The following is a 13,306-nucleotide window of genomic DNA, read 5'->3' as shown; positions in this document are numbered from 1 at the left end:
CTCCTTTACTCATTTTCTTTCTGACTTTCTAGTATTGCTTGCTTCATGACGTTGACGATATCATTTTCAACCATCATAGCAGCTTGGCGTATTGTATTATAAATCGCTCTCGCATCGGATGATCCATGAGCTTTCACGACAGGAGCCTGCAACCCGAAAAGCAATGCTCCGCCATGTTCGGAGTAGTCTAGTTTATTTTTTAATCCTTTTAATTCATTTTTTACGAGTAATGCACCAAGCTTTGTTTTAGTAGAAGCCATGAATACGTCTTTTAACATTTTCATTAATGTTCCTGCTGTACCTTCAATGGACTTTAACACCATATTGCCTGTAAAGCCATCTGTTACAACGACATCTGCAACCCCTTCAAGCAAGTCGCGTGCTTCCACATTACCGACAAAGTTGAAATCTCCTTGCTGCAACATGCCATAAACTGCTTTTGTCAGTTCATTCCCTTTATTTTCTTCAGTTCCAATATTCAACAACCCAATTCGAGGGCGAGCTATTCCTTGAACTTTTTGAGCATAAATATTACCCATCACCGCATATTGAAAAAGATTTTCAGGTTTTGCGTCTGCATTTGCACCTAAATCTAGCATTAAAAACCCTTTACCATCGACTGTTGGGAGGATTGTTGCGAGAGCAGGCCTTGATACCCCTTCTATTCGCCCCACTTTGAATAATCCGCCGGACATATATGCACCTGTATTACCTGCAGAAATACATGCGTCTACTTTCCCTTCACTTACAGCTTCCAACATGCGTGTCATCGATGAATCCTTTTTTCGTCGAACGGAACGGACAGGATCATCTTCTCCAGTAATGACTTCTTCACAGTGGATGATTTCTAGACGGTCATTTTGTATAATATATTTTTCTAATTCTTCTTTTCTTCCAAATAGTTGTATTTCTATGTTTGTAAAATCTTTTAAAGCTTCGTTGACACCTTCCACAATTTTTTGAGGTGCATAATCTCCGCCCATACCGTCAATTGCAATTTTCATTTTTGTTCACCTTCACCTTTCGTGCGATACATTTCAAATTCGCCTTTGAATACGGTTTCGTTGTTTACCGTCGAAATAACATCGATATACGTTCGATTTTTTTCAGTGTTAGTTTCTCGGACAATCGCTTTCGTTACTACTCGGTCTCCTGCACGAACAGGTTTAATAAATACAACATTTGACCGAACTGTTAATGCAAGTTCATCATTAATCACTGCAACACATAGGGAGTTGGCTTGGGCAAATAAATGATGTCCACGGGCGATTCCATTTCTTTGGAAAACATGTTCTTCTTTTACATCAAAAATGGATATGGCTCTCTTATCTAACTCGATATCAATAATTTCACCGATTACTTCGTTAATAGGTAATGACTTTACTTCATTTTCTAAATTTCTTTCCGCAACATCTTTTATTCGTTCTCTTAGTTCCGGAATTGATAGTTCCATCCGATCGAGGCGAATCGTTTGAACGCTCACACCAAATTTTGTAGCAAGTTGTTCATCCGTGACGAATGGATTTTCCTCAATCGTTTCTAAAAGTAATTGCTGCCGTTCTTTTTTCGATTTTTTTATCAACATTCGCCACCTACTTTCTTCTGTTTTAGCACTTGGTACTAATACCAGTATACATTTCCATAAAAAAGAACGCAACAACGAATTGTTACGTTCAATTATTGAGTTCTTTCAATGCTCAATAAAAACACTTCCTAAATCTTCTATTTAATTTATGTTTTGTTCTTGCTTTCTATTAATTGAGTACATCAATCCATTCTCTCTCCATTTAATGCACCGGATTGTTCTAACATTTCCCGCAGAATCCTATATTCATCCTCTTTCCAAAAACGCTCATCATTAATAAGCTTTACAGCATCATTTCGAGCAACTTCCAATACTCGATAATCATGCACTAAGTCAGCTATTTTAAAATCCGGTAAGCCGCTTTGTTTTTTACCGAAGAAGTCTCCAGGGCCACGTAATTCTAAATCTTTTTCAGCTAACCGGAAACCATCATTCGTTTCTGTCATACTCCTCATTCGTTCAATTCCTTCATCGGTTTTTGGATTTGCTAGCAACACACAGTAAGATTGATAGTTCCCACGTCCAACTCGACCACGCAGCTGATGGAGCTGTGCAAGCCCAAAACGATCCGCATCATAAATTAGCATGAAACTTGCATTCGGCACGTTCACTCCTACTTCCACAACTGTCGTAGAAACGAGCACATGTATGTTCCCTTCTTTAAAATCTCGCATCACTTGATCTTTTTCATCGGGATGAAGCCGACCGTGCATGAGCCCTACTTTGTAGCGTCCGTGGAATATTCTTCTTAACTGTTCATATACCTCTACCGCATTTTGGACATCTATCTTCTCTGATTCTTCAATTAATGGACATATAACGTATGCTTGGCGACCTTTTTTCAATTCCATCTCCATTTTCACAAGGCTTGCATTCAACTGTTCTTTTTTCATCCAGTGCGTCTCAATTTGCTTGCGTCCAGAAGGCATTTCATCAATGACGGAAATATCCATTTCTCCAAATGCCGTAATAGCTAATGTACGCGGAATAGGTGTTGCTGTCATAAATAGCACGTCTGGGTGCATCCCTTTTTCCCTCAAGATTCTCCTTTGTTCCACTCCAAAGCGATGTTGTTCATCGGTTATGACAAACCCTAGACGATTGAACGTGACATCAGGTTGAATTAGGGCATGTGTTCCAATAATGACTTGGATTTCCCCATTCTCCAACTGTTCTAAAATGATTTTTCGGTCTTTTGCTTTTGTAGAGCCCGTTAGCAGTGCAATTTTTACACCCATCGGTTGGAATAAACTTTCCAGAGAAGCATAATGTTGTTCTGCTAATATTTCCGTAGGTGCCATTAAAGCACCTTGGAAACCTGCTGTAACGCAAGCATACAAGGTTATTGCAGCAACAATCGTTTTCCCTGAACCAACATCCCCCTGCAGAAGCCTATTCATGCGAAATGGTGATTTTAAATCTTTGCAAATTTCATTGACGACTCGTTTTTGGGCATTTGTCAATTCAAAAGGAATTTGTTGAATAAATTTCTTAAGTTTTTCTAAATCATACTGAATAACAATTCCTTTTTCATGATCTTTTCTCGACTTACGCAATGCTTGAATGCGCAGTTGAAACATAAGAAGTTCCTCGTAAACAAAACGCCTGCGAGCCTGCTTCAAATGATTAGCATCTTTCGGAAAATGAATGCCCTCTAATGCTTCTTCGATAGATAACAATTGATATTGTTCTCTTATTTTATTTGGCAGCTTTTCAGCCATCTGCCCTTTTGCAAGATCGAGTGCTTGCCGCATAAACTTCCGAAATTTATTTTGATGCAGATTGCCTTTTAAACGATAAACCGGTTCAAAATCTTGGTTAATCTCCTTCGCTCCAAATTTGACTGACGATGCAGTTATCGTTTGCCGTCCTCTATCCCATTTCCCTGAAACAGTAATAATGGTACCTGGAGTTAACCGTTCTTTTAAATAATGTTGATTAAAGAAAACCACTTTAACAATATGCCTACCAGAGAAAACGCTTACTTGAAGTCTTGACTTTTTCCGTCCGGTAAAAAAGACGACAGGCATGCCTTCTACTCTTGCTTCTATTGTTACTTGTTCGTTATGAGGCGTTTCTGCTAAATCCTTTAATCGAAAGTCCTCATACCGATATGGAAAATACATGATTAGATCATGTATATGATAAATCCCTAATTCATTTAATAATTCAGCGGTTTCTGTTCCTACGCCTTTAATATTGGTAACGGGTTCTAATTCGATTTGTCCCAATATATCTTCACGCTCCAAATATTTTTGCAGCAATTGCTTTTCCAGTCGGTGTAGCAGCAAGTCCTCCTCTACCAGTTTCTTTCAAGTTTGGATGCATTGTTTGCCCAATTCTAAACATAGCACCAATTACTTCATCACAAGGAATTCTACTTTCGATTCCAGCAAGCGCCATGTCCGCAGCAACAAGAGCGTTGTTAGCACCGATTGCATTACGTTTTACACAAGGAACTTCCACCAATCCAGCGACCGGGTCACAAACTAGACCTAGCATATTTTTTAACGTAATGGCGAAAGCTTCTGCACTTTGTTTTGGAGTTCCTCCAGCCATTTCTACAATGGCAGCAGCGGCCATTCCTGCGGCTGAACCTACCTCCGCTTGGCAACCTCCAGCTGCACCAGAAATGCTTGCGTTATTTGCTACCACGAACCCGAAAGCACCTGCAGTAAATAAATAACGAATCATTTGTTCACGAGTAGGATTAAGCTTATTCTTTACAGCAAAAAGAGTGCCAGGCACTACTCCGGCGGAACCAGCAGTAGGTGTTGCACAAATGATTCCCATAGCTGCATTCACTTCATTTGTTGCCATCGCCTTACTTACCGCATCTAACATCAATTCCCCTGATAGAGTGTTTCCTTTTTCAATGTACTTTTGCAATAAAACACTATCACCACCAGTCAAACCAGTGACTGATTTTACACCTTTTAATCCTCGTTCAACTGCTTGTTCCATCACAGTTAAATTTTTATCCATCTGCTCAATAATTTCTTCTCTAGAGCGATTCGTCATTAATATTTCTTGTTCAATCATCACTTCAGAAATGCTTTTATTTTCATTTTCACAAAGCTCAATTAATTCTCTGACATTTCGAAATAGTAAATCCATAGCATCTCCTCTTTTAAGTATTGATTTTCGAAACTTTCGTAATATTAGGGATTAAAGAAATTTGAGTTAGTATTTTTTCATCTACATTTTGGTCAACTTCAATAACCATTAATGCTGTAGAACCGCGGTCGATTCGAGACACTTCCATATGCCCGATATTCACATCATGCATGGCTAAAATGTTGGCTACATTCGCAATGCAACCTGCCCGGTCATTGTGAACGACTAAAATAGTAGGCATCCCGCCAGTTAAACGCAATTTAAATCCATTTACTTCACTAATTTCAATTTTTCCACCGCCAATCGAAATCGCTTCAATCGACAATTCCGATTCTTCATCACCCAATACTATTCTTGCTGTATTAGGATGTTCTTTGTTTGCTGTTTCTGGAATAAATTCAAATTGTAAATTTTCTTCTTTTGCATGCTTAAAGGAATCAATAATTCTAGTATCGAAAGTGTCAAAATTTAATAATCCACCTACAATGGCAACATCTGTCCCATGACCGCGGTAAGTTTCCGCAAAAGAACCATATAAATGGATTTTTGCCCACGTTGGTTTTTTTCCAAATAAATCCCTTGCCACTTTCCCTATCCGAACAGCTCCTGCTGTATGAGAGGAAGAAGGTCCTACCATGATGGGACCGATAATATCAAAAACAGAGGTAAATTTCATAACATCACCTATTTGTTAAGTTTGAATTAAGTGTAACATGAACTATCAGTTTCTATCAAAACAATAATATTTTTTTCACCTGCCACTTATTAGAAACTCTATATAAAATAAAAAACGTCCCTAGAAGAGACGCTTTTTTATTCTACGTGCGCCCGGCATGTACATGAACTATAGGGTGTAAGTCCCGAACTGTGAAGGCAGAAGTAACAGTTAGCTTAACGCAAGGATGTCCGTGGTGACGCGGAATCTGAAGGAAGCTGGAGGCAAAACACCGGTCCGAGGAACACGAATCTCATATAAGGCTAGGTATGATTGAGTGAGTTTGCGTAACAAAACAAAGCTCTTTCTGTCGAAGGTCATATCGAGTAAATGAGGCGGATAGATGGTGTGAAAGTGCATGTACTTACCCGGGGAGGTCTGGCGGATATGTGAAGTACGCTTCATAACCTACTTAGTGATAAGTAGCTGAACCGTCAGAAGTCAGCAGAGGTCATAGTATTAGTTGGTTTAGAACTACTAAGAAGGACCGAACAATTAAGAGAGAATAGCCCTTGGCATTCAGTGAGTCATGATGAACACAGAAAACGTAGTACCTCACTTGAGGAAGGAAGCGGTGAATCCCGTGGGAGACCTCTTGGAGGGTGGAGTGACCACTGGCATAAGAAGACAAGCTATTCACGGAAGTTATGAAAACTTGCGTCAATTATCTTAATTGAACCGCCGTATACGGAACCGTACGTACGGTGGTGTGAGAGGACGGGAGCTAATCACTCCCTCCTACTCGATTGAGAAGATAAACGGATATAATGTTTGTTTTCCATCGATAATATCCAATTCTACATGTGAGAATCGATCCTCAATGAACCGAACGACTGCATTGACTTGTTCTTCAGTTGCATCTTCACCATAAATCATCGTTACAATTTCTGTGTCATCATCAATTAGATGAGACAATAAATTATAAGTAGCATCTAACATATCGGAAGTTGAAGCAACAATTTTTCCGTCAGCAAGTGCCATGTAATCATCTTTATGGATTTCTACTCCGTCAATCGTCGTTTCTCTAACAGCAAAGGTAATTTGACCCGTCTTTACTCCTGCAATCGCTTCTGTCATCGCTTCTTTATTTTCTTCAACAGAGGCTTCTGGATTGAATGCAAGGATTGCTGCCATACCTTGAGGTATTGTTTTTGTCGGCACAACTGCCGCTTCAATATCTAATAATTCAACCGCCTGTTCAGCAGCCATCACAATATTTTTGTTGTTTGGTAAAATTAATACTTTTTCCGCACCTATTTCTTTTACCGCTTTCACGATATCTTCTGTAGACGGATTCATCGTTTGACCGCCTTCAATGACATAAGAGGCTCCAATACTACGAAGCAAGTTGCTAATCCCCTCACCCATTGCAACAGTCACAACAGCATATGGATGTTTTTCAACCGTTTGTTTTTCATCTTTCTCGGAATTCACGATCGCTGAATGTTGTTCGCGCATATTATCAATTTTTATTTTTATGAGGCTTCCATATTTTTGCCCTTCGTTCAGAACAACTCCAGGAGTTTCAGTGTGAATATGTACTTTCGCTATTTCGTTGTCTGAAACAACAAGTAAAGAATCTCCGAGATTACTCAAGTCTTCACGGAATTTCCCTTCATCAAACGGTTCTTTTCCTGGCTCAAAACGAACCATAATCTCCGTACAATAGCCATATACGATATCTTCAGTGCTCATAAACTCTTGAGCTCGATGATGTTCAGCATTTACTAATTCTTCAAGATTATCGACTTTCGTTTTTTCTGGTAGCGCTTCCCCTTTTAATGATGCTAAAAAGCCTTCATAAATAATAACAAGACCTTGTCCGCCACTATCAACTACACCAACTTCTTTCAGTACAGGGAGCAATTCTGGTGTGCGTTTTAATGAATTTTTAGCTTCTTCTACAAGCGCTTCCATCACTTTAATGATATCTTGTTCATGTTCTGCCACTTCAACCGCTTTTGCCGCTGCTTCACGAGCAACTGTTAAAATTGTCCCTTCCACAGGCTTCATAACCGCTTTATAGGCAGTGTCTACTCCCGCTTGAAAAGCTTGAGCAAATTGTTTCGCGTTAATTTCACTTTCTTTTTCTAAATATTTTCCAAAGCCACGGAATAGTTGGGATAAGATTACCCCTGAGTTTCCTCGTGCCCCCATCAATAAACCTTTTGATAAGCTTTGGGCAGTTTTACCGATATGTTTTTGGGCGTTTGCTTCCGTTTCTTTTGCCCCGGATATCATTGATAAATTCATATTAGTTCCCGTATCTCCATCTGGTACTGGGAATACGTTTAATGAATCTACAAAATCTGCATTTTGAGTTAGATGGTGCGATCCCATCTGAACCATCTCTGCAAATTTTGTTCCATCTAATAACTTCATTCGATTAATATCCTCCTCTATTCACCGTTCATTACACGAACGCCTTGAACGAAAATATTGACTGATTTCACGTTCAAACCTAATGTCTTATTTATTGTGTACTTTACTTTTGATTGGACTTGATAAGCTACTTCAGAAATTTTAGTCCCATAGCTGACAATGATATACATATCAATGTGGAGATCTTCTCCTTCTTGCCGTACAATGACACCTTTCGCAAAATTCTCTTTTCTCAAAATATCCGTTAACCCATCTCGAATTTGATGTTTACTTGCCATTCCAACAATACCATAACATTCAATAGCTGCTCCACCAGCAATTTGAGCGATAACATCATTAGAAATATCAATTTGGCCGTAATCTGTTCTAATTTCGATTGACATGATACTGCCCCCTTGGCTCATTTTAACTAAAAATATTGTACTATACAAAATTTGATTATAAAAGAGAACGATGTTGCTCGTCTAGTTTATCAGTATTTTCCTATAACTTCGTTAAAATCTTGTGTTATATTTTATTTTGTAACAACATTTTTTCACCTAATTCTTCATCTTTTTTATTAGACTGTAAAGGTTTTTTTCTTGAAACTATTCTCTAAAATAGTTGCATAGATTTTTTGTCTATGTTAAATTATTATGGTATGTGAAATACTCGAACTGAAAAAAATCTTTCAGATTCATCTGTAAGGAGGGAATATAGATGCCAAAAAAATGTGTAGTAACTGGTCGTAAAACTCGTACAGGTAATAAACGTTCACACGCAATGAACGCTAACAAACGTACTTGGAAACCTAACCTTCAAAAAGTACGTATTTTAGTTGATGGAAAACCTAAACGCGTTTGGGTTTCTACTCGTGCTTTAAGATCAGGTAAAGTAGAACGTGTATAATGACGCGTATATAAAAGCGTAAGTAAAGTCGTTTTTAACGTACTTTATTTACGCTTTTTTATTTTGAGAGAAAATAAAAGGAGGTGTGTAGAAAATTGAAAACTTTCTACACACCCTTACTTCTTATGATGTCTCTGATAAATCTTTTACTCCTGCGGTAGTAAAACAAAGTTTTCACAATCCTTGTCGCAACTTATCTGTAACTATGCGCGACAGTCACAAAGAGACCGTCTCAAATTGCTTTTCAGACAGCCCCTTTACTGGGAGCTAGACCAAAATAATTAAAAGATAATAACAGATGAATACGATAAACTACTCTTTTCTTTTTTTCTTTTTATTACTGCCTGAGAACAAATTGATGCAAGAACGGGTAAGATTACTTAAAAACTTTGGCAATTGAAAAGTATAAACTCGCACACTGAGACCTCCTTATAAGTCACTGCTTCTTATCATTAAACATATGCCTGATGAAAAGGAGATATAACCTTGCTCCCCTACGAGCTCATTGCTAGTAAATCGGCTAGAACCCACTTCAATCCTCTCCCGCGTTGTCTCATATTTCACACCGCGTAACGTCACATTTTCTACCGCTTGTATAAAAGAGAAAAATGAAAGGTAACGATATCTTTCATCTCGAGAAATCGTATGCGTTCCTGGTAACAGTATGCTAATTTCATTGTGGCTATTAATAATTCTATGTTCAATATGCGGACATTGTGCCTTCATTTTATATAAAGAACGAAGAGCCGCTTCAAAATGGTCCAAGCGTCCACCAGTTACTCCTGTAATCAAAATTTCATTCGGATTGTAGGAAACAGCTTTTAGCAGTGCTAAGTCGGTGTCAGTTTCATCTTTTTCTGAGCGATACTTTTCAATTTTTTTTACTTTAGAGCGAATTATTTCCCATTCTTCTTTCGATAATGAATCAAAATCCCCGATGATTTCATCTGGAACAATTCCTTTTTCAAGCAAATAAAGTGCGCCGCGATCTGCACCAATAAAATACATGTCCTTTTCTTTAGCATACATTTCAAATGAACATAATTCGTTTTTTGGACCGCCAGCACAAATTAATACTCTTTTCATTGCTGAATTGCAGCCTCACCACTCGTTTTAATAGCATGCAACGCAAATTTTCGATCTTCTTTATTGTAAATAGCTGAACCAGCTACAAAAATCGTCGCTCCCGCTTTCGCACACGGAATAATTGTTTCCTCCGTAATGCCGCCATCAATTTCAATTTCTACATTATATCCGTTTTCTTTAATCATTTTGGAGAGAGCTTCAATTTTGGGCACAACGCTATCAATAAACTTTTGTCCCCCAAAACCAGGGTTCACCGTCATCAACAATACAAAATCTACATCTCCTAATACGTGTTGAATCATATCAATCGGTGTGTGCGGATTTAATACTACTCCAGGTTTTACACCAAAAGAACGAATTAGTTGAATCGTACGATGTAAATGTGGACAAGCTTCGACATGAACAGAAATCCAATCTGCTCCAGCTTTTGCAAATGCCTCAATATACTGATCTGGATTTTCAATCATTAAATGCACATCTAACGGTAATTTTGTAACGGGACGTAAAGCCTCCACAACGATAGGACCCATTGTAATATTAGGAACGAAATGACCATCCATTACATCAATATGAATAAGGTCTGCTCCAGCTTCCTCCACTTCCTTTACTTCGTCCCCTAATTTCGCAAAATTCGCTGATAATATGGATGGTGCTATTTTTATCATAACTAATACCTCGGCTTTCGATCTATTATTTCTTGCAAAAATTGTAAATAATGTTCGTAACGAAATTCTAGAATGTCTCCAGATTCAACCCCAGCCTTTATGGCACATTTTGGTTCTTTCAAATGAAGACACCCACGAAATTTGCATTCATCTTTTTTTCGTTCAAACTCAGGAAAACAAGTTGTTAAATCCTCTTTTTCAAGATGCTCAAATTCAAAAGAACTAAATCCTGGTGTATCTGCAACAAGTCCACCAGCCGCTTCGATTAACTCAACATGTCTTGTCGTATGCTTTCCTCTTCCAAGGCTTTGGGATATTTCCCCTGTTTTTAAATTGAGATTTGGAATTAAAGTGTTTAATAATGTAGACTTTCCAACTCCAGATTGTCCTGCCAATACTGTTGTTTTTCCTTTAAGGATCGGCTCTAATCTATCTAGTAATGTTGGATCGTTTTTATAAGTATCTATCACTTCATAGCCAATATCTTTATAGATTTTGATATATGAATTTATTTCATCTTTTTCTTTTTCTGTCAACAAATCCATTTTAGTTAAGCAAATGATTGGGATTACTTGATGAGATTCTAATATTACTAAAAAACGATCTAGTAAAATTGTATTAAAATCAGGCTCTTTTACGGAAAATACGAGCAATGATTGATCAACATTTGCAATAGGTGGTCGTATTAATTCATTTTTTCGCGGAAAAATTTTCTTTATAACACCATCAGATCCTTCTTCCACTTTCTCATATTCAACAAAGTCGCCGACGAGAGGCTGTTCCCCTCGCTTACGGAATACCCCTCGTCCTCGACATTGCAATAATTTTCCTTCATCATATACATAGTAATATCCACTTAAAGCCTTTCGAATTTGCCCATTAGGCATCCAATTCCTCCTTAATCTCCTCTTTCAAATGGTATTGTATCTTTTTCAATAATTACCGAATCTTTTTCAATCATGTAGGATGCTGTTGAACCCTCTTGAATTACTAATTGGATTTGATAAGTCGTATCTTCAGTAATTTTAATTTCATCATACGGTTTATCCATCGTATTAGATTTGTCTTGAATATAAATTCTAACTATTTGTTCTTCACCCATTAATGCATGATCATACGGTATCACAACTTCTTTTACATATAATTTTTCGCGTTTTTGTTTAGGTCCTTTTGAAATTACTACGTTCACCGATTCTCCAATTTCTAATTTTGTGTTCGGCTTAGGATCTTGTGATACGACGCTTCCAGCTGGAATGTCGTCTGAATACACTTCTTCGACAATTTTAATTTTAAATCCTGAAGTCTTTTCATATTCCCTCATAGCAGATTGATTAAATCCTGTTAAATCACTGACAGTTCCAATTTGTTTCCCTTTACTAACTGTAAGCGTTACAATTGAATCTTCAGGAACAACTTCTTCTCCCGGTGCTGGATCTTGACCAATGATTGTCCCTTCCGGTTGATTTGAATATTCCTCGATGATTTTTACATCCTTAAATTCTTCACTAATGATGGAAAGAACTTGATTTAATTGTTTTCCTACATAATTGTTCATTTCAACTTTTTCGTTGCCAATTGAAATGATTAAATCAATTTCTGTTCCTTTTACTCTTGATAAACCAGCTTTTGGATCAGTTTCTATGACTAGCCCTTCTTCAATTTCATCGGAATTCTTTTCACGGATTTCACCGATGACAAATCCTGCCTTTTCTAGAATCTCAGTAGCTTCTTCCACTTCCATATTTGAAACGTCCGGTATCTCAACTTTATCCGGCATCATCAAGTTAACGAGTCCAATTAGTCCAATGATGAGAACAAGAGCAGCTGCCCCGATGATTGTCCAAAGTTTTTTTCTATTTTTCTTTAGTTTTGTAGGTTTCTTTTCCACTTCTTCATTTTTTGTTTTCTTTTTATGATCTGAAATGATCGGTTTTATTTCTTTCGTTTTTGCCAATTCATCGATTGGCATTACATCTTTTATAACTGGAATAGCTTTCGTTTCTTCATTATCAACAGGAGGGCGAAATTTCGGTTCATGTTGCCGAGAGGGAGATAATACCGTTTCTAAATCCGCTGCCATCTCTTCCACTGAAGCATATCTATGGTCAGGATTTTTTGCTGTCGCCTTTAAAATCACATTTTCTAAACTTTGTGGAATGGAAGCATCGAAGTTACGAACAGAAGGTGTTTCTGCTTGCAAATGTTTTAAAGCAATTGATACTGCGGATTCCCCAGAGAAGGGTACCTCTCCAGTTAGCAACTCATATAACACAATCCCTAGTGCATAAATGTCTGATTTTTTCGTTGCTATTCCGCCGCGTGCTTGTTCAGGAGACAAATAATGAACTGTCCCAATGACTGAATTCGTTTTTGTATAACTTGTTGCAGCAAGGGAAGTAGCAATCCCAAAATCTGTTATTTTCACATTACCTGCTTCATCCATTAAAATGTTTTGCGGTTTGATGTCCCGGTGTATAATTTGATTTTCATGGGCATGACTGATGGCGCTCGTTAGTTGTTTCATAATTTGAACGCTTCGAGCAGGAGAAAGCGGTGCATTTTCTTTTATGTACTGCTTTAGCGTTTTCCCTTTTACATACTCCATAACAATATAATGCATATCGCCATCTTCGCCGACATCATAAATACTGACGATATTCGGATGCATTAAACTTGTTGCAGATAAAGCTTCTCGGTGAAAGCGGCGCATACTTTCTTCTTCATTTGTTGAATCATAACGCAACACTTTAATGGCCACATCTCGATTTAATATAACGTCATGGGCTAGATACACATAACTCATGCCCCCGCCGCCAATGAGTTCAAGAACTTTGTAGCGATCATTAATGCGTTTACCTTCAAGCATAA

General features: G+C 37.8%; 13 protein-coding genes. 2 read left to right on the top strand and 11 right to left on the bottom strand.

Translation table 11 applies throughout. The annotated features are described in order from the left end of the window. Positions 1–5: 5 nt before the first annotated feature. From plsX to sdaAB, 5 genes are all read right to left on the bottom strand, one after another. Positions 6–1,004 carry a phosphate acyltransferase PlsX gene (plsX, locus tag NST98_RS00555; protein WP_340714115.1) on the bottom strand — a complete coding sequence of 333 codons (999 nt, stop codon included), beginning with the start codon at positions 1,002–1,004 and terminating at the stop codon, positions 6–8. Further along, positions 1,001–1,579, bottom strand: coding sequence for a transcription factor FapR (gene fapR, locus NST98_RS00550; protein WP_026018997.1), 579 nt, complete (start codon positions 1,577–1,579; stop codon positions 1,001–1,003). The genes plsX and fapR overlap by 4 nt, the downstream gene beginning before the upstream one ends. Before the next feature lie 188 nt (positions 1,580–1,767). After that, entirely contained in the window at positions 1,768–3,816 is a 2,049-nt protein-coding gene (recG, locus tag NST98_RS00545; RefSeq protein WP_445684050.1) for an ATP-dependent DNA helicase RecG, read from the bottom strand. Between the two features lie 7 nt (positions 3,817–3,823). Then, positions 3,824–4,702, bottom strand: a complete 879-nt coding sequence (gene sdaAA, locus NST98_RS00540) for an L-serine ammonia-lyase, iron-sulfur-dependent, subunit alpha (RefSeq protein ID WP_096550639.1) — start codon at positions 4,700–4,702, stop codon at positions 3,824–3,826. A gap of 13 nt (positions 4,703–4,715) precedes the next feature. Next, positions 4,716–5,378: an L-serine ammonia-lyase, iron-sulfur-dependent subunit beta gene (sdaAB, locus tag NST98_RS00535; protein ID WP_016837455.1), complete on the bottom strand. Its 663-nt coding sequence runs from the start codon at positions 5,376–5,378 to the stop codon at positions 4,716–4,718. A 568-nt stretch (positions 5,379–5,946) separates the two neighbouring features. Here sdaAB and NST98_RS00530 point away from each other — a divergent pair. Next, positions 5,947–6,090: a hypothetical protein gene (locus NST98_RS00530; protein WP_172597780.1), complete on the top strand. Its 144-nt coding sequence runs from the start codon at positions 5,947–5,949 to the stop codon at positions 6,088–6,090. Positions 6,091–6,155: 65 nt separating this feature from the next. On the opposite strand, the gene NST98_RS00525 is transcribed toward NST98_RS00530, so the two are convergent. Next, positions 6,156–7,799 carry a DAK2 domain-containing protein gene (locus NST98_RS00525; RefSeq protein ID WP_340714114.1) on the bottom strand — a complete coding sequence of 548 codons (1,644 nt, stop codon included), beginning with the start codon at positions 7,797–7,799 and terminating at the stop codon, positions 6,156–6,158. A 17-nt stretch (positions 7,800–7,816) separates the two neighbouring features. Continuing rightward, entirely contained in the window at positions 7,817–8,182 is a 366-nt protein-coding gene (locus NST98_RS00520; RefSeq protein WP_016837457.1) for an Asp23/Gls24 family envelope stress response protein, read from the bottom strand. Positions 8,183–8,498: 316 nt separating this feature from the next. Between NST98_RS00520 and rpmB the strand changes: the two genes are divergently transcribed. Beyond that, positions 8,499–8,687 carry a 50S ribosomal protein L28 gene (rpmB, locus tag NST98_RS00515; protein WP_016837458.1) on the top strand — a complete coding sequence of 63 codons (189 nt, stop codon included), beginning with the start codon at positions 8,499–8,501 and terminating at the stop codon, positions 8,685–8,687. A gap of 429 nt (positions 8,688–9,116) precedes the next feature. On the opposite strand, the gene NST98_RS00510 is transcribed toward rpmB, so the two are convergent. The 4 genes from NST98_RS00510 to pknB are packed head-to-tail and all read right to left on the bottom strand — an operon-like array spanning position 9,117 to position 13,304. Next, a complete protein-coding gene (locus NST98_RS00510; RefSeq protein ID WP_016837459.1) occupies positions 9,117–9,773 on the bottom strand; it encodes a thiamine diphosphokinase in 657 nt (218 codons plus the stop codon). Then, positions 9,770–10,438, bottom strand: coding sequence for a ribulose-phosphate 3-epimerase (gene rpe, locus NST98_RS00505; RefSeq protein WP_340704259.1), 669 nt, complete (start codon positions 10,436–10,438; stop codon positions 9,770–9,772). Before rpe ends, NST98_RS00510 begins: the two co-directional genes overlap by 4 nt. 2 nt (positions 10,439–10,440) lie before the next feature. Next, complete coding sequence (rsgA, locus tag NST98_RS00500; protein WP_340714113.1) at positions 10,441–11,325, bottom strand: ribosome small subunit-dependent GTPase A; 885 nt, start codon at positions 11,323–11,325, stop codon at positions 10,441–10,443. Between the two features lie 11 nt (positions 11,326–11,336). After that, positions 11,337–13,304, bottom strand: coding sequence for a Stk1 family PASTA domain-containing Ser/Thr kinase (pknB, locus tag NST98_RS00495; RefSeq protein WP_340714112.1), 1,968 nt, complete (start codon positions 13,302–13,304; stop codon positions 11,337–11,339). Positions 13,305–13,306 lie beyond the last annotated feature (2 nt).

Source organism: Ureibacillus sp. FSL W8-0352 (assembly GCF_038004345.1).
Taxonomy (GTDB): domain Bacteria; phylum Bacillota; class Bacilli; order Bacillales_A; family Planococcaceae; genus Ureibacillus; species Ureibacillus thermosphaericus.
This window is presented reverse-complemented; position numbering and strand designations above follow the sequence as displayed.